The organism is Streptomyces gelaticus, assembly GCF_014649535.1.
Lineage (GTDB): Bacteria > Actinomycetota > Actinomycetes > Streptomycetales > Streptomycetaceae > Streptomyces > Streptomyces gelaticus.
This window is the reverse complement of sequence record NZ_BMTF01000012.1, coordinates 169,755-189,460: the sequence shown is the minus strand read 5'-3', so window position 1 is coordinate 189,460 and position 19,706 is coordinate 169,755. Positions and strand designations below refer to the sequence as shown.

The following is a 19,706-nucleotide window of genomic DNA, read 5'->3' as shown; positions in this document are numbered from 1 at the left end:
GTCACCGCCGATCAGACGGCAGGCATGCCCGAGGTTCTGGCCTCGGCGGTCCGTGACCTGGTCGCGGAGTACGAGGCCAAGGAGTCGCAGGAAGCGATCTGCGCCCGTGCCGCGGACAAGCTGGAGTGCCTGCTCCAGGGCATCGAGTACAAGGCGCAGGGTTACGAAAATGCTCAGCGGTGGATCGACAACAGCCGCGGGCGACTCGTCACCGAAACCGCGGGAACGGCTGGCCGATGAACTGCTGTCGCAGGGGAGCACCGACTGGCTTCGCACCGCCCTGGGCGAGGGCGGGAAGTAATCCTGACGCACCAACCGCCCCTGGCCGGCCGGAGCCGGTGCCGGGTGGTGGGCGAGGAACCGCTCCACGAATCAGCGGCGCTTCCCATTCATGGTACGGGCCTCAGCTGTTGGACAGGGCGCGGTCCAGGAGGGGGAGCAGGCGGTCCCAGTGGCGCTGCATCCCGGCGGGGTTGAAGGCGTCGGTGTCGGACATGGTGAAGCCGTGGACGGTGCCGGGATAGATCTCGGAGGTGTAGTCGAGACCTGCGGCGTCCAGGGCCTGGTTGAGCTCACCGAGGGCCTCGGGCGTGAGGTCGTTCTCGGCGTGGCCGAAGTGGACCTGGGCGGTGATCTTGGAAAAGAGGTCGGGGCCGTCGGCGCCCACGGGGCCGTGGAATCCGGCGACGGCGGCCACCTGGCCGGGGTGGGCCGCGGCGGTACGTACCGCCAGGAGGCCGCCGATGCAGTAGCCGGTCACCGCGACCGGTCCGGCACTGACCTCGGGCTGGGAGGCGAGGAAACCGAGGTAGGCGTCGGCGTCGCTCCGGACGCGTTCGGCGGTGTGCGCCTGGATCAAGGGCATCAGCTGGGCGATGATCGCGGGCCGGACCTCTTCCCCGATGTGTTCGGGAAGTTCGATCACCGGTGTCGGACCGTTCCGGTAGAAGAAGTTGGGAACGAGTACGTAGTAGCCGTGCCCGGCCAGTTCGCGGGCCATCTCCCGCAGCACGGGCCGGATGCCGAAGGCGTCCGCGTACATCAGCACCCCCGGGTGCTGCCCGCCACCGTCGGGGAAGGCGGCGAAGGCGTCGGCCCGGCCGTCCGCCGTGGGAATCTGCACTGTCTTGGTGGGCAAGATCTTCCGTCCTTGGAGTTCACTCAGTCAACGTTAGCTTCGCTAACTTTTTCGGCGTGAGGGAACGTACATCGTTGGTGGCACTAACGCAATCGGTAGGATGGGTGCCGTGATCAGGGCCGAAGCCGCGGACATACCCGACGACAGCGCGCTCAGGACGCCCGACAGACTGCGTCGGCGGGCGAGCCGGCTGCTGTCGCAGCTGACCATGCGGTCGGACCGGCTGATCACCGAGGGGCTGGCCCGGACCGGCGCCCGCAAGTGGCACTACGCCGTGCTCGCCTCGCTGCAGGAGTACGGGCCGGGCAGCCAGGCGGAGTTGAGCAGGCGCTCCGGCATCCACCGCAGCGACATCGTCGGCGTGCTCAACGAACTGGCCGAGCGCCATCTCGTCGAGCGGGCGCCGGATCCCGCCGACCGGCGCCGCAACATCATCACGATCTCCCCCCGGGGCCGCCGCCACCTACGCCTCCTCGACAAGATCCTGGACGGCCTCGACGACGAAGTGCTCGCGCCGCTGAGTCAGGCCGAGCGCGACCAGTTCGTGCGGTTGCTCGGCCGCTTGCTGGACCATCACACCGGGACCTCCTGACACTTGACCGGCGCCGCGTGTCATACCCAGGTCTGACAACGAAAGCCGGGCCCCGGTCCGATGCCCGGACCGAGCGGCCAGGACAGGGTCAGGGGTACGACCCTCCAGCCGCGGACCACCGCTCCCGAACCCTCGCCCGCAGCAGCCGCGTCCGATGCCGCGTCCGCCCCGCTCACCGCCCCGCCCCCTGCCTTCGGGCGAACCTCGGCCGCATCCTGCCGGTGGAGCGCATGGAGGCGTTCCCCGGCCGCTGGGTGGGCGGCGTCGCCATGGTCCTGGGCCCGCTGCTGATGCTGGCCGGGGCCCTGCTGCGGGTCCGCTCCGGACTTCTTCTTTCCCGCCCAACTCACCGCGTACGAGAGGCATCCGGGGCTGATGGCCACCTCGTACGCCCTCTTCGACGCGGGCAATCTGCTGCCGCTCTACTGCAGGTTGTTGGTGCCCATGGGGGGGTTGCCCGCGGCGGGAAGCGGTTGGTGCCCTTCGTCCCAGTGGTTGGACCATCCGCAGAGGCCGCATGCGTACCTGCCGTTGAGGCCGTGGATCTCGGCGTCGCAGCCGCGGCATCTGGTGGTGGTGATCTCAGGGGTCATGGCGGGGCCGGGTGCGGTGGAAGACCAGCCGCACTGGTTGCTGCAGGTCCAGGACCCGTCGGGGCCCTGGGTGGCCGCTGCGCCACAGTTTCCGCACGTCATCGGAGACCTCCCCGGGTGGCCCCGCCGACGGGGTGCGGTGAGGCCGGGGCCAGTCTGGCAGGGGTTGCGGGCCCTGGGGAGGGGTTCGGGGTGCGAGTGCCCTGTTGCGGGGTGCTTGCGCGTGGTCGGACCCCGGATTTCGAACAGGCGCGGCATCGATACGTGTCCACGTACGACTACTGCGAGTGCCGGGGCTCGGGCCGCCGCGACGCCCACCGGGGGTGCGAGGGGCTCACCTCCTCCCACGCTGCGGCCGGGTGCCTCCCCGGCCGCGGGCGAGCTCGCGTGCCTCAGCCCGCGGGGGAGTCGCTGACCTTGCCGAGCGGGCTGATCCGGCAGGGCTTCGAGCGGGGCCTGGCCACTCTGGCGGCCACCTTCGAGCGCCTAACCGAGGACGGACCGCTCCGGATCGACGAACCGCTGCCAGCCGCCGACCGCTTCTCCGGTCTGCTGATGTGGATCCCGGTGAGCAAGGCGATGTTCCACGGCGGCCCCCGGCACACCCAGGCCGATCTGAACGGGTGGGCTCAGCTTCTTCTCAGCCGGTGTCGCCCAGTCTTGAGGTGACCGAGCACCTTTCGAACCGGATGAGGGGGAGCTCATGGTCTCCCATACCGTCGCGCTGCCCGGCACAGCGATCGGTGACCGCACCGAACCTTGGAGAACGGGCAGCGCGGACAGGCTGAACGACTTCTTCGAGGCCGCCTGCGACCGCACACCGTCGGCCACCGCCCTCGAATGCGGCGTACACCGGCTGACCTACGCCGAACTCGACACCCGGGCCGATCGAGTCGCCCGCCACCTGCGCCGGATCGGCATCGGACCGGGCAGGCCGGTGGCCCTGCTGGTGCCGCGGTCCGTGGAGATGTACGTGTGCCTGCTGGGCGTCTGCAAGGCGGAGGCGGCCTTCGTGCCGATCGACCCCGCAGCGCCGCCCGAACGGGTCGATTTCATCCTGCGCGACGTGGGCGCCGCCGTGATGCTGACCACGTCCGCGCTCGCCTCAGGCGCCGTCCGGGCCGGGCCGCGCAAGGCGTGCCCGGTGGTCGAGGTCGACGCGTGCGCCGGGGAGTTCGCCCTGCTGCCGTCCTCGCGCCCGCCCACGGAGGACCGGGGCACGGACGACCGGGACGGGGACGACCCCTTGGCGTACGTCATGTATACGTCCGGGTCCAGCGGCAGGCCCAAGGGCGTGGAGATCGCCCGGTCGAGCATCTGCAACTTCCTGCGCGTCGTCTCCCCGGTCGGTACCCGCTGTGGGGAGGAACCTATTTGCGGCTGTGGGCCCTTGACATGCTCGTGCTCCCCCTCAGTCCCCTGCGGGTGCTCAGCGGATCCCCTCTGATGGGGCCCTACCTGCGGCTGCTCGGCGCCCGCGTCGGACCCGACGTCACGATCGCCACCAGCCTGATCGGTCTGCCCGCGCTGCTGCGCATCGACCGCGACGCCGCGATCGGGTACGGCGCCGTACTGAGGTCCTGGCAGGTCGCCGACGGCTGGGTCACGGTCGCTCCGATCACCATCGGCGAGCGTGCCTTCGTGGGCGCGGGCGCGGTCTGTGAACCCGGCGCGCGCCTGGGACCCGGCTCCGCGCTCGGCGAGCAGTCCGTGGCGGGCCCGGACGAGGCGGTACCCGCCGGCGCGCGCCGTGCCGGATCGCCCGCACGTCCTGTCACCTCCCTGTCACCATCCGTCGAGGCGATGCTGCGGACCCGGGGGCGACGGACCACTGGCGGCCGCGGCAGCTGGTCGCCGCCCGGCTCGCACTGGTGCTGCTGGAGACCGCCGCACTCGTCATGACCCTGCCGAGCATCGCCCTGCTCTGGTGGGCCTGGCTGAGCGGTGGAACGGTCGCCGGACTGGTCGCCGCCGCACTGTCCGGCGCGGTCTTCGTGACCACGGTGTGCCTGATCGTCGCCGCGGGCAAGCGGGCGGTCCTGCCGAGGACACCTCCGGGAACCCACCCGGCGCGCTCGGCGCTCGGCGTACGCAAGTGGATCGCGGACAAACTGCTGGAACACAGCCTGTTGTTCACCAACTCCCTCTACGCCACCCTCTACACGGTCCCGTGGCTGAGGCTGCTCGGCGCCCGCATCGGCCGCAACGCCGAGGTGTCGACCGTGTCGCACATGGACCCGACCTGCTCACCCTCGGCGACGGCAGCTTCGTCGCCGACATGGCGGGCATCGGCGTCGCCACCTTCGCGGCCGACCGGATGACCTTCGAGCCGACCGCGGTCGGTGACCGTTCCTTCGTCGGCAACGCGGCGCTCGTTCCCGCCGGAACACGGCTCGGTCCGGGCTGTCTGATCGGGGTGGGCACGGTCCCGCCCACGGACCGTGTGCCGGCCGGCAGCACCTGGCTGGGCTCGCCCGCACTGCGGCTCCCCGTACGCCAGGACAGCGGGACGTACCCCGAGAAGCTGACGTTCTGCCCTTCCCGCAAGGCGGTGCTCGGCCGCCTGGCCATCGAGTTCCTGCGGACCACCATGCCCGCCTCGGTACTGGCCGTCAGCGGCTGCCTGTACCTGCTGGCCCTGGCCGGCATCGCCCGCCGGACCGGACCGCTCGTGCCACTGCTGGTGTCCCCGCTGCTCACCATGGGCGCCACGCTGGCCGTCGCCGACATCGCGCATGACGGAGCGGACGGACTGTGGCGGGCCCTGCACGAGCCCTACGACGTGATCGTACTGGACATCATGCTGCCCGAACTGTCCGGGTACGAAGTCCTGAAACGGCTGAGGGCGGCCAGGATCTGGACGCCGGTGCTGATGCTCACGGCGAAGGACGGCGAATACGACGAGGCGGACGCCCTCGACCTCGGCGCCGACGACTACCTGAGCAAACCGTTCTCCTACGTGGTGCTCGTCGCCCACCTGAGAGCCCTGCTGCGCCGGGGCGCACCCGCCCGGCCCGCCCTCCTCACCGCCGACGACCTCACCGTGGACCCCGCTGCCCACCGCTGCCGCCGCGGGGAAATCGAAATCAGCCTGACAGCAAGGGAGTTCGCCCTCCTGGAGTACCTGCTCAGGCACGCCGGCGAGGTGATGAGCAAGACGGACATCCTCACCCACGTCCGGGACGAACACTTCGACGGCGACACCAACATCGTCGAGGTGTACGTCGGCTACCTCAGGCGCAAGATCGACACCCCGTTCGGCCGCCGGACCATCGAAACCGTCCGCGGTGCCGGCTACCGGCTCCACAGCACTGCGAGATGACCCATGGCCGCCGCCGTCCGCACCTGGTGGGCCCGCCGGTCGCTGCGGCTGAAACTGACCGCCGCCGCAGCCCTGGTCATGGCGGCCGGACTGGCCGGAGCCGCCGTGCTGCTCGTCGTCTGGCTGCACACCAGCCTGATCCATGACCTCGACCAGACCGCACTGCAACGCGCCCAAGTCGTGGCCGCGGACGAGGACAACAACCGGATCAGCGTGGAAGTACCGGCCACCTCCCACGCGGACGCCGCCGTGCAGGTCGTCGACCGCAAGGGGCACGTACTCGCCGGCTCGGCCAACCTGCTTGGCCTGCCACGGGTGTTCACCTTCCCGGCCGACCGGTCCGGGATCCCGCGCGCCCACACCGTCCAGGGCAGTCCCGAGCACGAAGACGCAACCTGGCGCGCCGTCGGGGTACCCGCGGGCACGGCCGACAACCCCGTGACGGTGTACGTCGCCCTGCCCACCGAGAGCATCGATCACGGCTTGTCAGAACTCACCGCGGGCCTGGCCACCGGCGTACCCGCAGTCGTCGCCCTGCTCACCGGAATCGTGTGGCTGCTCACCGGACGCGCGCTGCGGCCCGTGGACGCCATGCGCGCCCAGACGGCCGAGATCACCGGGACCGACCTGAGCCGCCGGCTCGACGTACCACCCGCCAACGACGCGCTCGGCCGGCTGGCCACGACCTTCAACGACCTGCTCGGCCGCCTGGACGCCGCGGCCCGGCGGCAGCGCAGATTCGTCGCGGACGCCGCCCACGAACTGCGCAGCCCTCTCAGCACCCTGCACACCCGCCTCGAAGTCGCCCACCACCACCCGGAATCCACCCGCTGGAAGACACTCGTCCCCGACCTCCTCCGGGAGACCGAACGGCTCAACCACCTCGTCGACGACCTCGTTCAACTCGCCCGGCTCGACGCCCGGCCCCGACTGCGGACCCGGCCCGTGGACCTGGACGAGATCGTCTTCGCCGAGGTACGCGAGGCCCGCAGCCGCACCCGACTCGTCATCGATCAGCACGCCGTCGGCGCGGCACGGCTGACCGGCGACGAGGACGCCCTCGCCCGCGTCGTACGCAACCTCCTCGACAACGCGCTGCGCCATGCCGCGACCCGCATCGACATCAGCCTCCGTGCGCTGCACGACACCGCCTGCCTGGTCGTCGCCGACGACGGCCCCGGCATCCCCGAGGCGGACCGCGAGCGCGTCTTCGGCCGGTTCACCCGCCTGGACGACGCCCGCACCCGGGACACCGGCGGCAGCGGACTCGGCCTCGCCATCGTCCGCGACATCGTGACGGCCCACCACGTCAGTACGCACATCGAGGACAGTCGTCCCGGCACCCGGATGGTTGTCCTGCTGCCGACCGGAGAGCCGTAGCCGCAGTTGCCGTCGATGCCGACGGCGGGCGGGCGGGGCCCTCGCCGTGGTCCAGTGGGTCAGTCGGGCATGGGCTCGGCGTAGTGTCGGAACCCGGTCCGCCCGGTGTCGAGGGCGTACAGACGCTCGGCGAGGATCTCGGGGCTGCTGTGCTCGGCGTCGGGGCTGATCGCCCCGGGGACGATCAACTGCGTGACGTGGATGTTCTCCGGGGCGAGCGCATCGTGGAGCATGCGTGCGTAGGCGCTCTCGGCGGCGAACGCGATCGAGGTGCCGGCCCGCTCGGGGTGCGGGCGTACGGCGCTGCGCCGTTGACGAAGAGCAGGGTGCCTCGTCCGAGCGCCCGCATGTCGGGCAGGACGGCGTTCACGCAGGTGACCGGCCCCTTGACGGAGAAGGCCAGCGGGTCGTCGAGGTCGCTGGCCCAGGTGTCGAGGACCGGCTTCATGAAGTCGGCGCGGGGCACGGGACTGAACTGGAGGATCTCGATCGGCCCGAGGGCCGCCGCGGCCTCGCCGAGGGCCGAGGCGAGCGAGCCGGGGTCGAGGACATCGGCGGTGAAGCCGTGGGCCCGGATACTCTCACGGCCCAGCTCGGCCGTCAGGGCGTCCAAGTGGTCGGCGCTGCGGGAGAGCAGGGCGACGCTGTGGCCGGCGGTTCCGAAGCGGCGGGCGGTCGCCAGCCCCAGGCCGGGGCCGGCGCCGACGAGAACGAACGTGGTCACAGTGAGTCCTTCGGTGGGTCCGGGAATGCCTCGCCATCCAGGGAACCCACTTTTCGCGTGGGCAGCGAGTCATGAGCAGGGCGAGTCACGGGCAAGGGGCGTACCAGCAGCGACACTTTCTGCTGCATGGTCGATGCTCAACTGAGAGGCCACCCGGACAGGCACGGGGACCGGTGTCGGTCGTGCACGACAACGGCACAGCATCGGTACGGTCCGCCGCACGGCAGCCGGTGAGGCAGCGCACAAGGGTGCGAGCTCTGAGTTCCTGAGTGGCTGGGCCGCGCCATCACGCACCATCACGTGGCACCACGTGGCACCTCGTGGTGCCATGTGGCGCCATTCAGTGCCACGGGAGGTACGCGAAAGCGTGTGGTGCCACAGTGGCTCAAATCGCCTCGGTTAGTATTTTCGCAGGTCAAGGCAGCTTTGCGGGTGTTCGCTTCGCAGGGGGTGTCGTTCAGGCTTGCGGATGGCGCCATATTGGTGCCATGATGACGCCATGGACCTCACCCCGTATGTCGACACCCTCCGCCGCGAACTCGCGGTGGCCGCCGAAGCCGGCGGGGAAAATGCTCGCGAGCTGGCCGAGCGACTCACCGCTCCGCTGGAGTCGGCGACCCGCCTGACGATGCTCAATGTGCTCTCCGCCGCGATGGACGAGATCACACGCGAACTCGCTCCTGGTTCCGTCGACGTACGGCTGCGCGGGCTCGACCCCGACTTCGTGGTGACGCTGCCGCCCGCCGGTGACGGCCCCGCGGAGCCGGCCGCACCCGTCGAACCGCTCAAGGCGCAGGCCCCCGCCGAGGGGGACGAGGGTGGCACCGCCCGCGTCAATCTGCGTCTGCCGGCCCACCTCAAGACGCGCGCCGAGGAGGCCGCGAGCCGTGAGGGTCTGTCGGTCAACGCCTGGCTGGTCCGGGCCGTGTCGGCCGCGGTCGACGGCGGGCCCGCTCCGCGTACGACCGAGCGGACCCGCACCATCGGACAAGGATTCACGGGCTGGGTGCGCTAGCCGCGCCCGCGCCCGCCGCACTTCACCCACACCACGTCCCACCAGCGGGGACGCCTCAAGGACTCATGAGGACGGTACAGCCATGCCTTCTTTCGACACCCCTGAGCCGATTTCGGCCACCGCTCACGTGGACGCCGGATCCATCCAGTTCAGCGCGGGCGACCGCCACGACACGCTCGTCGAGGTGCGGCCCCGCGACCCGAAGCGGGACCAGGACGTGCGGTCGGCCGACCAGACCGAGGTCACGTACGCGAACGGCGTCCTGACCGTCAGGACACCCAAGCAGCGCAATCTCTTCGGGCGCACCGGTACCGTCGACGTGACGGTCGAACTGCCCGCAGGTTCGCGCATCGACGTGAGCGGTGCCTGGGCCCAGGTGCTCGGCGAGGGCCGGCTCGGCGAGGTCCGTGTGAAGACCTCGTCCGGTGACGTCCGCCTCGACACGACCGGGCCGCTCCAGCTGACCGCCTCCCACGGCTCGATCACCGTCGACCGGGTCGAGGGCACGGCCGAGATCACCACCAGCTCCGGCAGTCTGCGCGTCGGCACGGTCGACGGCCCCGCCGTACTGAAGAACTCGCACGGCACCACGACCGTCGGCACCGTGACCGGCGACCTTCGGGTGAGCGGTGCCAACGGCGACATCGACATCACGCGCGCCGGAGGCTCGGTGGTCGCCACCACCGCCCACGGCACCCTGCGAGTCGCCGAAGTCGCCCGTGGCAGCGTCCAGTTGGAGACCTCCTACGGTGCCATCGAGGTGGGTATCCGCGAGGGCACCGCCGCCTGGCTCGATGTCAACTCCGGCCACGGGCAGGTACGCAACACACTCGCCTCCTCCGAGGCCCCGGAGAAGACGGAGGAGACCGTCGAGGTCCGTGCACGGACCCGCCACGGCAACATCGACGTACGCCGCGCCCGTCCCTGAACACCGGCCCGCCCGGCTCTGCGCACCAGTTCGTTCTCGCTCTCCAGCCCAGTGACTTCAGCCTTCGAAAGGGAGGCCCTCATGCCTTCATCTGTCATGCCCACGCCCAGGAAGGATGTCGGTCAGCAGCCGCCGGCCGCCGTCTCCGTTGTCGGTCTGCGCAAGTCGTACGGCGACAAGACCGTGCTCGACGGCATCGATCTGCACATCCCGGCCGGGTCCGTGTTCGCGCTGCTCGGGCCGAACGGCGCCGGCAAGACCACCGCCGTGAAGATCCTCTCCACCCTGATCACCGCCGACGCCGGCGATCTGCACGTCGGCGGCCACGACCTGGCCACCGACCCGCAGGCGGTACGGGCCGCGATCGGTGTCACCGGTCAGTTCTCCGCCGTCGACGGCCTGATCACCGGCGAGGAGAACATGCTCCTCATGGCGGACCTGCAGCACCTCTCCAAGCACGAGGGACGGCAGGTCACCGCCGAGCTGCTGGAACGCTTCGACCTCACCGAAGCCGCGAAGAAGCCCGCCTCCACCTACTCCGGCGGCATGAAACGCCGCCTCGACATCGCCATGACCCTGGTCGGCAACCCGCGCATCATCTTCCTCGACGAGCCCACCACCGGCCTCGACCCGCGCAGCCGCCACAACATGTGGGGCATCATCCGCGAGCTCGTCACCAGCGGCGTCACCGTCTTCCTCACCACCCAGTACCTGGAGGAAGCCGACGAACTCGCCGACCGCATCGCCGTTCTCAACAACGGCAGGATCGCAGCCGAGGGCACCGCCGAAGAGCTGAAACGACTCATCCCCGGCGGCCACGTCCGGCTCCGCTTCTCCGACCCGACCGCGTACCGGTCCGCCGCCCTCGCACTGCGCGAGGCCACCCGGGACGACGAGGCCCTCTCACTCCAGATCCCCAGCGACGGCAGCCAGCGCGAACTGCGCTCCGTCCTCGACTGGCTGGACTCGGCCGGCATCGAGGCGGACGAACTGACCGTGCACACCCCCGACCTCGACGACGTGTTCTTCGCCCTGACCGGCTCCGGCATGCCGAGCCAGACCAAGGAGGATGTCCGATGAGTTCCCTCTCCCTCGCCGTACGCGACTCGTCGACGATGCTGCGCCGCAACCTTCTGCACGCGCGGCGCTATCCGTCCCTCACCCTGAACCTGCTGCTCACGCCGATCATGCTGCTGCTGCTCTTCGTCTACATCTTCGGCGACGTGATGAGCGCGGGCATCGGCGGCGGTGGCGCGGACCGCTCCGAATACATCGCCTACATCGTCCCGGGCCTCCTGCTGATGACCATCGGCAGCACCACGATCGGCACCGCGGTGTCCGTCTCCAACGACATGTCCGAGGGCATCATCGCGCGATTCCGGACAATGGCGATCCACCGCAGCTCCGTGATCACCGGGCGCGTCGTCGGCAGTGTGCTGCAGTCGATCGCCAGCGTGGTCCTCGTGGGCGCGGTCGGCGTGGCCATCGGCTTCCGCTCCACGGACGCCACCGCCCTGGAATGGCTGGCGGCGTTCGGGCTGCTCACGTTGTTCGCCCTGGCCCTCACCTGGATCGCCGTCGGGATGGGCATGGTCAGCCCGAACGCCGAGGCGGCCAGCAACAACGCGATGCCGCTGATCTTCCTCCCGCTCATCTCCAGCACCTTCGTCCCGGTCGACGCGATGCCGGGCTGGTTCCAGCCGATCGCCGAGTACCAGCCGTTCACGCCCGCCATCGAAACCCTCCGCGGCCTGCTGCTCGGCACCGAGATCGGCAACAACGGATGGATCGCGCTCGCCTGGTGCGTGGCTCTCTCCGCGCTCGGCTACTACTGGTCGAAGGCGGTCTACAACCGCGACCCGAAGTAACCGAGACGCACGAGGGCGGCGTACTCCGACATCAGGTCGGGGTACGCCGCCCCGTCCGCGTTTCCGCCCCTCTCCGTTCAGAGCGCGTCGAAAGCCGTCTCGAACGCGTCCCCCGTGGGAACCATGACCAACGAGGGCTCTCCTGCGGGCCCCGACCAGCCGGGGATCAACGGCGGCCGATCTCCGTGGTGTTCGGTGACCGTTGACGGACCTCGGTGTTCTGTTTCGTCGAGGCCGATTGTCAGTGCCGGATGCCAGACTGCCCGGCATGATCGAACCGAATCCGAAAGCGGACCTTCTCCGATACCTGCAGGACGGGCGTGACGCCCTGGTATGGAAGCTCGACGGGCTCTCCGAATACGACATCCGTCGCCCGCTGACCCCCACGGGCACCAACCTGCTGGGACTGCTCAAGCACGTCGCAGGCGTGGAATTGGGGTACTTCGGCGACACGTTCGGGCGACCGTTCTTCGACGCGGAGCCACCGTCCTGGTGGTACACGCAGGACGCAGAACCCAACGCGGACATGTGGGCCACTGCTGACGAGTCGCGCGAAGACATCGTCGGTCTGTACCACCAGGCATGGGAGCACTCCAACAGCACGATCGCGAAGCTGGAGCTCGACGCGATCGGCCACGTCCCGTGGTGGCCGGAGGAACGGCGAGAGGTGACACTGCACCACATCCTGGTGCGCGTGATCTCCGATACCCAGCGGCACGCCGGTCACGCGGACATCGTGCGCGAGCTCATCGACGGATCCGTGGGACACCAGGAGGGCAACGACAGCATGCCACCAGCGGATCGGGCAGCGTGGGAGGAGCACCGACGCCGACTGGAACACGCAGCACGAGAAGCCGACAACGGCTGATCCCGGCTGTTCCTTTCCTGCTGCCGTCGGCGTCGGCGGCGGAGCCGGTTCGGAGACCGTGACCATGCCGCCGTTCCCGTACACAACGACCGATGCCCGCTTCTTCGGCATGGTGCTTCCCGCCCGCTCGAAACCGTGGCGGCCGGCGGCTCTACTCGAAGTCGCAGCCCGGATTGGGGGCGTCCTGGGAGAAGGGGGCACCGTGCGGCAGAACGTAGAGGACCTCCAGAACGATGTCGGTGCTGCCGCGGTTCTGACCGATGTGTACGTGGTCGGCGCCCGACGGTTCCCGGAGCGAGCTTCCTGCGGGGTACACACCGTCCGAGGCACAAGTGGCATCGAAATGGCTGAGGGTTCCCTGCCTGACATGGCCGTACAGCGTGCCATCGTGGTAGTGCCACCCCGTTCCCTGGCCGGGCGGAACGGTGATCTCGCGCAGGATGTAGTCCCGGTCGCCGACGGTGGTCCGGGCGATGGTCTTGGCGGTGACGCCGGGACCGCCCGGGGTCGCTCGGGCAGCGCCGGCAGGGAAGGAGAGGGCGAGGAGCACGGCACCGATCGCTCCCAGCCGTGACAGGTTGCGCATGACGGTCCTTTCGGGAGAAACGGTACGTGGGCCGCCGCCGAGCGCGGTCTCGTACCGGGTACGTGAGTTGAGGAACGCGGCGATCTTGTCCGGGTTGAATACCCACATGACCCGATGAATACCTTCGCTCGATGCCGCAATCGTCATGAAGGTCGAGGGGTGGCCGTCCCGGTGGACATCACGCCGCCGCGTCCGTCGGCCTCCACGGGTGTCGGCCGCTCCAGAAGGGTTCTCCCGCGACCCCTGACAGCCGGACAGCCAGGCGCCCGCGGCTCCTCGGTCGTCGCCCGTTCCGGCTCCGGCGCCGGGCAATCCGTACCACTGCCGATACGTCTCGTCGACGACTCTCCCGGCCTCACCGCCGCTGCCCGGCATCCAGAACGCGGCATCCGACAAATCCCGCCGCTCACCGAGCAGTTCTTCCGTGTGGCGCAGGCTCAAGCGGTGCGGCACAGGGCGTTGTCGATGAGATCGCGCAGTGCGTCTTCCATGGTGCGCATCTGCGCCGTGCACAGACGTCAAGTCCGCGGGAGGGCAGGCGGTGTCGCACGACGCCGCGCCGCACCGGCCCGGAATGGCATGGCCCGAACACACTGTGTCCGAGTGTTACCCCGGACGGTATGGTCGAGGCCGATGCCACCGGCTCCGTGGAAATCGTTCGCCACCCCGGGGTCCACGAGCCGAGACTGGTGGGCCGACCACACCGGACAGAAAGCGCGGGCCGGCACTGACGTACAACCGAGACACCCTGCCCTTCCCCGAAAACCTCGTGCCGCCCTCCACAGGCCTGCAGAACTGGGAGGATCTCGATCCGGCCCGCCACCCGTTCAGCTGGGACGAGGACGAGGAAGCCCGTCTTCGCGCGCTGGTCCGTGAATGGGTGCCACCCGTGCTTTCCGGCATGGCGGGCCGGTGGGAGTGCGAGTACTGGTGCGAACACCAGATAGACGCGATCATCCGGGGGCGCTACGGGAACTGGGCTCAGGGATGGAACTGGTGCTACCGCTACGGCGGGCCCGTCGGCAGCTGGGTCACCGCGACAAGCTCGGTGACAACCCCTGACGAGACCGCGGCCCGCGTCGTGGCCGCGTTGTTGGAGTGGCGCGAGTGGTTGGAGCGGACGGCTCAGCGGTTCGCGGAGCTGGCGCCGCCACCGGAAGCCTCTCCCAAGGATCGCAGCTGGCATCTGGAGCGGGCCTGCGTCCGGCTCGTGACCCACTCGCTGGACTCGGGCGCGGAGGGCGGCTGGCACAGGCAGGCCGCGCGGGTCCTGCACTGGTTCCTCACTACCACCGGCATGGGCCGGGCCGAGGCGGAGCAGGCGGTGGAAAGCGCGATCGGCGGCCGGTTCAAGAGCTGGGTCACCCCTGGACGGTCGCTGATCGAATCCATCGGTGAGGACCTCGCCGTCGGCCTCACCGGCCATGCCCCCTACCAGGATCACAGCGAGCGGGCGGCCCTGGAGGATCTCCATGACCGCTACTGACAGCCTTTCGATCTGGCTGTGCGTCCGCCGTGACATCGACTGGCACCAAGCACCCGTCCTGCGCCGGGTTCCGCCTACGAGCGACGGGTTCCGGGCCTGGTGCGACGGGCCGGTCCGCCGACGAGACCCCGTCCGGGCGAAGCGTCTGCTCGCCGCCCACACCCTGGCCCGCGCCGATGCCGTACGCCGCGCCCCGCTGGACTTCGCCCTGCTGGCCACATGGCAGCGCGAGGTCCTCGGCCGAACGGAGGTGCCGTTCCGCGCGAACGACGCCTACGCCAAGGCCGGCCGTGAGCGCTACGGCCTGACCCCGCACACCCAGGCCGACTTCGCCGCCTGCCTGCGCGAGGCGACCGACCCGGAGGTCCCGCCGGCGGCCCGTGCGGCCCGCGTGTACCTCGACGTGGCGTTCTTCCACCCCTTCACCGATGGCAATGCCCGCGCGGCCCTGCTGACCTTGGTCCACGTCCTGGCCCGCGAGGACATCGTCCTTCCGGAGGTCGGCCCTCTCCAGACCATCCGCTATGCGGACGACCCGGCGGGCGCGGCCGACCTGGCCACTCTCATCGGCGTACTCAACCGCCGCCGATACGGTCGACCTGAGGCTGGAGGCCGGCGCCCGGTGGCGGCGGACCGCGGGCCCGTGCGGCCGTCCTCCGTCGTCGAACAGATCCGTGACGGTGACCGGTGAACGCATGCCGGAGGCCCTGCTCGGCTCGCAGCTCGCCGCACTCGAACCGCTCGAACCGGACGAGCGGGGAGCCGCACCGGACGCGAGGCCGCCCCCGGAGCTGACGGCCGAGTCGGCCATGGAGCCGCTGCCACGCCTGGAGAAGCCATGACCATTCCCGTAGCGGACTTCAGCGCCGGGACAGCGCCAGCACGCTCAGACCGAACATCAGGACGCCCAGGGGGAGATGGACCGACGGTACGTGCGCGATGCCGAGCACGACCTGGACCGAGGCGAGTACGAGGAATCCCGACGCGTACCGGACCGGCCGGGGCGAGCCGCCGCCCGGCTTCCACGCCAGCACCGCCGCGAGCACGTACAGCATCGACGCCGCGTACATCACCCGGGCTCCGACACTGTGCAGTGTCTCTCCGTAGGACGCGGTCAGCAGCAGTCCGGCGGAGACCGCCTGAAGGAAGATGGTCAGGGTCTGCAGGGCGATCGCGATCCGGAGGAACGAGGAGCCGCGCCGTGCACGCGCCGTCGCCGTCACCTGAGTGGCCATGTCACAGTCCCCTTTTCCGCCCGCGGGCAGTGGATCGATAAGGTCTCACCGGTCCGACGAAACGGGCCTGCGAAAGGTAAGGCGAGGGGGTGGCCGGAAGCGTGGGGGATGTCGGGACCAGCACGAACGGGATAGCCGGCGAGCGACGCCAACTGATCAATGTTGCCTACCGGTTGCTCGGATCGGTGGCCGAGGCCGAGGACGCCGTACAGGATGCCTACGCACGCTGGTACGGGCTGCCACGCAGCCGGCAGGAGGAGATCCTGTCGCCAGGGGCCTGGCTGACGACGGTGACCGGCCGCATCTGCCTGGACCTGCTCGGCTCGGCGCGGGCCCGCCGTGAGCGCTATGTCGGCGCGTGGCTGCCCGAGCCGCTGCCCGACCGCGGCGAGTGGGACCGCGCGGGCGGCGCCGACCCCACCGGCCCCGCGGACCCCGCCGACCAGATCGTGCTGGACGAGTCGGTGGCCATGGCCTTCCTCGTCGTCCTGGAGTCGATGACGCCCGCGGAGCGGGTGGCGTTCGTCCTGCACGACGTGTTCCGGTACCCGTTCGCCGAAATCGCCGGGGTGCTCGGCCGGACCCCCACGGCCTGCAAGCAGTTGGCGGCCTCCGCCCGGCGGCGGGTGGGCGTCGCGCGTGCTCCGATGACGGCGACCGGCCGGACCGATGTGGTGCGGCGCGTCAAGGCGGCGTGGGAGCGCAAGGACATCGAGGCCCTCGTCGGTCTGCTCGACCCGGCCGCCGTGATGACCGCCGACGGCGGAGGCATGGCCGGTGCCGCCCTGCGCCCGGTCGAGGGCGGCGTGCGCATCGCCCAGTACATGGTCGCCATCGCCGACAAGGCTCCGGGGCTCGAACTCCTGGAGCGGTCGGTCAACGGTGTGCCTGGCCTGGTGGCCCGGCGCGGCGGCGTGGTCATGACCGTGGCCTCCTTCGACGTCTCCGACGGGTGCGTCACCCGGATCTGGGCGGTCCGCAACCCGGAGAAGCTGCGGTCGTGGGCGTCTGCCGGACGATGACCGGCCGCGCCGCCTGCTCGCGAAGGGCCTGGACGAGTGTCGTGGCGTGGGGCCGGTTCTTCCGGCTGATCGCGGCGACACCGATGTGCCGGATCGGCCCCGGTGGCCTGATCGGGACGGTGCGCAGGCCAGGGATCTCCGGATCGAGGGCGATGGAAGGGATCAGGGAGATTCCCATGCCGGCTACGACGAGGGAGCGGGCGAAGAAGTAGTCGGTGGTGGTGCCGCGCACTTCCGGGTCGAAGCCGGCGCGCTCGGCGTAGCGCCGCAGGTATGCCTCGGTCTTCAGACAGCCGAGTACCCAGGGCTCTGTTGCCAGTTCGGCGAGGTCGAGCGCGTCGCGGTCGGCGAGCCGATGCTCTTGCGGCAGGACGACGTGCAGGGGGTCCTCCAGGAGCGGGATCCAGTCCAGGCCGGAGCCGGGGCCTGGACCGCCACTGCCCGCAGGACGCGGAGCCGCTGCACATCGATCAACAGTTTTCCTCAACACTCTTTCAGCAAGTCGGCACTTCTGCTGATGACGGGAGGCGTCCAGGATCAGGGCATGCAAAGGAGCTGGGTTTCTCCTTCTCCCGTACCACCGACCGGTTGCCCGGCGCCGTCGCCGAAGCCCTCACCACCGCGCCGTCACCTGTTGCCTGAGTGTCGTCCCTCTACTGCCTGAGCTCCGACACCCCCGAAGACTGTCATCACACGCAGCTCCCTCGACGGCCCCTCCGGTCCGGCTTCCGCCGGCACTGCCTTCCACCGTGTCGCGGCCGACCGCGGCGTCAGCCCGCAACAGATCGCCCTGGCCCGGTTGTTGGCCCGCTCCCCGGCAGTGATCCCGGTACCGGGAGCCAGCCGCCCGGCCTCCATCGCCGACTCGGCCCAGGCCGCGGAACTCAGGCTGAGCACGGTGGAGCTGACACGGCTTGAGGACGCCCTGCCGTGCTGAAGGAAGGACGCCCTGCCGTGCTGAGGCGGATCACGGGCTGCCGCACGCCTCGGTCATCATGACCGCGGCCTCGACCGATCTGCGGCCGGCCGGTGGGATTCGCCCCGTGGGATCCGCCTACGACCGTCGATCGACAGCGGTGCACTGCGATGTCCCACCGTCCGGCGCCTCAGATGCCGCGCTTCATGGCGCGGGTGGACAGGACCAGCCCGGTGGCGGCGAGCGCCACGGCGGCGGTGAGGCCGTGGAGCACGGAGGAGTTGAGGAAGTCTCCGGCGAACAGGGCGCGGGCGGCGTCGACGACGTACGTGACGGGGTTGATCGCGGCAACGGTGCTCAGCCAGCCCGGTCCGGCGTCGACGGGGAGGAGGATGCCCGACAGCAGCATGAGGGGGAAGACCAGCGCCTGGGTGACGATCCAGAACAGATTGCCGCCCGGGCGCGAGGCGATGGCCAGGACGCAGGACAGGGCGCTGAGCCCGACCGCCAGGACGACCAGCAGCATCATCGTGGCGAGAGCGCCGGGCAGGTGGAGGTCCATGCCCAGCGGGATGGCGATGACGGTGATGAGGGTCGCCTGGGCGAACAAGGTGACGGCGTCCTTGGCAGCGCGTCCGAGCACGAGCGCGGTGCGGCTGATGGGGGTGACGAGGAAGCGTTCCATCTGTCCACCGTTGAGCTCGCCGAGCATGCTGTGGCCGGCGGAGAGCGGCCCCATGAGGCACATCATCACGAGGATGCCGGGGACGAACCATTGCCAGACGTCCTCGGTGCCGGCACCCGGGTTCGCCCCGGTACCGGCGAGCATCGAACCGAACAGGACGAGGAACAGCAAGGGTTGTCCCATCGCGAGGACGACGCCGACCGGGGAGCGGAGCTCCGGTGCGATCTCGCGGGAGAAGACCGTTGCGGTGCTGCGGACGAGGCTAGGCATGGGTGTCCCCGATCGGCTCGTCGGTGGGCACGGTCGCGTAGGCGTCGCCCGATTCCCCGAGGCGGTGCCCGGTGAGGTTGATGAAGACGTCGTCGAGAGACGGACGCCGGACGTCGGCGCGGGTGACCGTGAGTGCGGCGCGGTCGAGCAACCGCAGGCAGGCCGGCAGCGCGGTGTCGGCGTCGGCGATCCGTACGTTCACCGTCCGCCCTTCGGCCGTGACCCGGGAGACCCCCGGCATCCCACCGGCGAGATCGGCAGCGGCACGGGCGGCGTCGGTGTCCGAGGTCGTGATGTGCATCAGGTCGCCGGCCAGGTCGGCCTTGAGCGCCCCCGCGGTGCCGTCGGCGATGACCCGGCCCCGGTCCACGATGACGATCCGATCGGCCATCCGGTCGGCCTCGTCGAGGTAGTGGGTGGTCAGCAGGATCGTGATGCCGTGTTCGCGTCGCAGGAGCTGGATCCGATCCCACAGTGCGGCTCGGCTGTGGGGATCGAGGCCCGTGGTGGGCTCATCGAGAAACAGCACCCTCGGGTGGTGGATGAGGCCGAGAGCGATGTCCACGCGGCGCCGTTGCCCGCCCGAGAGCGTGCCCGGGACGCGGGTGGCGAGGTCACCGATGCCCAGGATGTCCAGCACCTCGTCCGCCCGGTGCCGCGCCTTCTGGGCGCTGAGGCCGAAACAGCGGCCCTGGGTGACGAGTTCGTCGCGGATGCGGTGGTTCTCTCCGGAGGCGCTCTTCTGGCCCACGTAGCCGATCACCTCACGCACCCTGCCCGGTTCGCGTGCCGCGTCGAAGCCTGCGATGTGCACGCTGCCCGCTGTGGGCGGCAGCAGCGTGGTCAGCATGCGTAATGTCGTGGACTTGCCTGCGCCGTTCGGCCCCAGCAGTGCCAGGAGTTCACCGGCCGCGACATCGAAGCCGACATCGCGGACCGCCTCGACCGTTTCCTTGCCCACCTTGAAGGTCCGTCTCAGGCCTACGGCCCGGATCATCTGCTCTCCATCCATGTCCTGGACACTAGGACACCCAGAGTGGAACTGCAAACATCCATTAAGGATCTGGAAGCATTCCTC

Annotated in this window: 24 protein-coding genes and 2 pseudogenes; 18 read left to right on the top strand and 8 right to left on the bottom strand. The window is 70.1% G+C overall.

What is annotated here, in order from left to right; genetic code table 11:
* Positions 1-301: pseudogene (locus tag IE107_RS19230) on the top strand (HD domain-containing protein); the annotation flags it as partial.
* A 102-nt stretch (positions 302-403) separates the two neighbouring features.
* On the opposite strand, the gene IE107_RS19225 reads toward IE107_RS19230, so the two are convergent.
* Positions 404-1,138, bottom strand: a complete 735-nt coding sequence (locus tag IE107_RS19225) for a dienelactone hydrolase family protein (RefSeq protein WP_189545036.1) — start codon at positions 1,136-1,138, stop codon at positions 404-406.
* Positions 1,139-1,238: 100 nt separating this feature from the next.
* On the opposite strand from IE107_RS19225, the gene IE107_RS19220 reads away from it, so the two are divergent.
* Positions 1,239-1,730: a MarR family winged helix-turn-helix transcriptional regulator gene (locus tag IE107_RS19220; RefSeq protein WP_189545035.1), complete on the top strand. Its 492-nt coding sequence runs from the start codon at positions 1,239-1,241 to the stop codon at positions 1,728-1,730.
* 20 nt (positions 1,731-1,750) lie between these two features.
* Here IE107_RS19220 and IE107_RS19215 read toward each other — a convergent pair whose 3' ends face one another.
* On the bottom strand, positions 1,751-2,113 hold the full coding sequence (locus tag IE107_RS19215) for a hypothetical protein (RefSeq protein ID WP_189545034.1): 363 nt from the start codon (positions 2,111-2,113) through the stop codon (positions 1,751-1,753).
* 597 nt (positions 2,114-2,710) lie between these two features.
* Between IE107_RS19215 and IE107_RS35055 the strand changes: the two genes are divergently transcribed.
* The 6 genes from IE107_RS35055 (at position 2,711) to IE107_RS19185 (ending at position 7,025) form a co-directional block, all read left to right on the top strand.
* On the top strand, positions 2,711-2,992 hold the full coding sequence (locus IE107_RS35055) for a TetR/AcrR family transcriptional regulator C-terminal domain-containing protein (protein WP_229867083.1): 282 nt from the start codon (positions 2,711-2,713) through the stop codon (positions 2,990-2,992).
* 34 nt (positions 2,993-3,026) lie between these two features.
* Positions 3,027-3,770, top strand: coding sequence for an AMP-binding protein (locus IE107_RS19205; protein WP_189545033.1), 744 nt, complete (start codon positions 3,027-3,029; stop codon positions 3,768-3,770).
* Positions 3,770-4,225 (top strand): hypothetical protein, encoded by a 456-nt coding sequence (locus IE107_RS19200; RefSeq protein ID WP_189545032.1) that lies wholly within the window; start codon positions 3,770-3,772, stop codon positions 4,223-4,225. Before IE107_RS19205 ends, IE107_RS19200 begins: the two co-directional genes overlap by 1 nt.
* A complete protein-coding gene (locus IE107_RS19195; RefSeq protein WP_189545031.1) occupies positions 4,195-4,644 on the top strand; it encodes a hypothetical protein in 450 nt (149 codons plus the stop codon). Before IE107_RS19200 ends, IE107_RS19195 begins: the two co-directional genes overlap by 31 nt.
* Positions 4,645-5,024: 380 nt before the next feature.
* Entirely contained in the window at positions 5,025-5,645 is a 621-nt protein-coding gene (locus tag IE107_RS19190) for a winged helix-turn-helix domain-containing protein (protein ID WP_189545081.1), read from the top strand.
* A 3-nt stretch (positions 5,646-5,648) separates the two neighbouring features.
* Complete coding sequence (locus IE107_RS19185; protein WP_189545030.1) at positions 5,649-7,025, top strand: HAMP domain-containing sensor histidine kinase; 1,377 nt, start codon at positions 5,649-5,651, stop codon at positions 7,023-7,025.
* Between the two features lie 59 nt (positions 7,026-7,084).
* Here the strand turns inward: IE107_RS19185 and IE107_RS19180 are convergent.
* A pseudogene (locus IE107_RS19180) lies at positions 7,085-7,749 on the bottom strand (SDR family NAD(P)-dependent oxidoreductase).
* A gap of 499 nt (positions 7,750-8,248) precedes the next feature.
* On the opposite strand from IE107_RS19180, the gene IE107_RS19175 reads away from it, so the two are divergent.
* The 5 genes from IE107_RS19175 (at position 8,249) to IE107_RS19155 (ending at position 12,428) form a co-directional block, all read left to right on the top strand.
* Positions 8,249-8,764: a hypothetical protein gene (locus tag IE107_RS19175; RefSeq protein WP_189545029.1), complete on the top strand. Its 516-nt coding sequence runs from the start codon at positions 8,249-8,251 to the stop codon at positions 8,762-8,764.
* Positions 8,765-8,846: 82 nt separating this feature from the next.
* Positions 8,847-9,692 carry a DUF4097 family beta strand repeat-containing protein gene (locus tag IE107_RS19170; protein WP_189545028.1) on the top strand — a complete coding sequence of 282 codons (846 nt, stop codon included), beginning with the start codon at positions 8,847-8,849 and terminating at the stop codon, positions 9,690-9,692.
* 81 nt (positions 9,693-9,773) lie between these two features.
* Positions 9,774-10,772, top strand: coding sequence for an ATP-binding cassette domain-containing protein (locus IE107_RS19165; protein ID WP_189545027.1), 999 nt, complete (start codon positions 9,774-9,776; stop codon positions 10,770-10,772).
* Entirely contained in the window at positions 10,769-11,560 is a 792-nt protein-coding gene (locus tag IE107_RS19160; RefSeq protein ID WP_189545026.1) for an ABC transporter permease, read from the top strand. Before IE107_RS19165 ends, IE107_RS19160 begins: the two co-directional genes overlap by 4 nt.
* 268 nt (positions 11,561-11,828) lie before the next feature.
* Positions 11,829-12,428, top strand: a complete 600-nt coding sequence (locus tag IE107_RS19155; protein WP_189545025.1) for a DinB family protein — start codon at positions 11,829-11,831, stop codon at positions 12,426-12,428.
* A 151-nt stretch (positions 12,429-12,579) separates the two neighbouring features.
* Here the strand turns inward: IE107_RS19155 and IE107_RS19150 are convergent, their stop codons facing one another.
* The gene (locus IE107_RS19150) at positions 12,580-13,014 is read right to left on the bottom strand and encodes a cupin domain-containing protein (RefSeq protein ID WP_189545080.1); all 435 of its coding nucleotides are present in this window, start codon (positions 13,012-13,014) and stop codon (positions 12,580-12,582) included.
* A 769-nt stretch (positions 13,015-13,783) separates the two neighbouring features.
* Between IE107_RS19150 and IE107_RS19145 the strand changes: the two genes are divergently transcribed.
* Genes IE107_RS19145 through IE107_RS19135 form a run of 3 tightly spaced genes read left to right on the top strand, consistent with a single transcriptional unit; the run spans position 13,784 to position 15,342 of the window.
* On the top strand, positions 13,784-14,500 hold the full coding sequence (locus tag IE107_RS19145; RefSeq protein WP_189545024.1) for a hypothetical protein: 717 nt from the start codon (positions 13,784-13,786) through the stop codon (positions 14,498-14,500).
* Positions 14,487-15,191 (top strand): Fic family protein, encoded by a 705-nt coding sequence (locus IE107_RS19140; protein ID WP_189545023.1) that lies wholly within the window; start codon positions 14,487-14,489, stop codon positions 15,189-15,191. Before IE107_RS19145 ends, IE107_RS19140 begins: the two co-directional genes overlap by 14 nt.
* A gap of 4 nt (positions 15,192-15,195) precedes the next feature.
* Positions 15,196-15,342, top strand: coding sequence for a hypothetical protein (locus IE107_RS19135; RefSeq protein ID WP_189545022.1), 147 nt, complete (start codon positions 15,196-15,198; stop codon positions 15,340-15,342).
* An 18-nt stretch (positions 15,343-15,360) separates the two neighbouring features.
* On the opposite strand, the gene IE107_RS19130 is transcribed toward IE107_RS19135, so the two are convergent.
* Entirely contained in the window at positions 15,361-15,735 is a 375-nt protein-coding gene (locus IE107_RS19130) for a hypothetical protein (RefSeq protein WP_189545021.1), read from the bottom strand.
* Positions 15,736-15,836: 101 nt separating this feature from the next.
* Between IE107_RS19130 and sigJ the strand changes: the two genes are divergently transcribed.
* Positions 15,837-16,757, top strand: a complete 921-nt coding sequence (sigJ, locus tag IE107_RS19125; RefSeq protein WP_189545020.1) for an RNA polymerase sigma factor SigJ — start codon at positions 15,837-15,839, stop codon at positions 16,755-16,757.
* On the opposite strand, the gene IE107_RS19120 is transcribed toward sigJ, so the two are convergent.
* Positions 16,693-17,244, bottom strand: coding sequence for a LysR substrate-binding domain-containing protein (locus IE107_RS19120; protein WP_373302463.1), 552 nt, complete (start codon positions 17,242-17,244; stop codon positions 16,693-16,695). The two genes, sigJ and IE107_RS19120, sit on opposite strands and share 65 nt — an antisense overlap.
* A 201-nt stretch (positions 17,245-17,445) precedes the next feature.
* Between IE107_RS19120 and IE107_RS19115 the strand changes: the two genes are divergently transcribed.
* Positions 17,446-17,694 (top strand): aldo/keto reductase, encoded by a 249-nt coding sequence (locus IE107_RS19115; RefSeq protein ID WP_308434244.1) that lies wholly within the window; start codon positions 17,446-17,448, stop codon positions 17,692-17,694.
* A 169-nt stretch (positions 17,695-17,863) separates the two neighbouring features.
* Here IE107_RS19115 and IE107_RS19110 read toward each other — a convergent pair whose 3' ends face one another.
* On the bottom strand, positions 17,864-18,628 hold the full coding sequence (locus tag IE107_RS19110; protein WP_189545018.1) for an ABC transporter permease: 765 nt from the start codon (positions 18,626-18,628) through the stop codon (positions 17,864-17,866).
* On the bottom strand, positions 18,621-19,640 hold the full coding sequence (locus tag IE107_RS19105; protein WP_229867082.1) for an ATP-binding cassette domain-containing protein: 1,020 nt from the start codon (positions 19,638-19,640) through the stop codon (positions 18,621-18,623). Before IE107_RS19105 ends, IE107_RS19110 begins: the two co-directional genes overlap by 8 nt.
* Positions 19,641-19,706 lie beyond the last annotated feature (66 nt).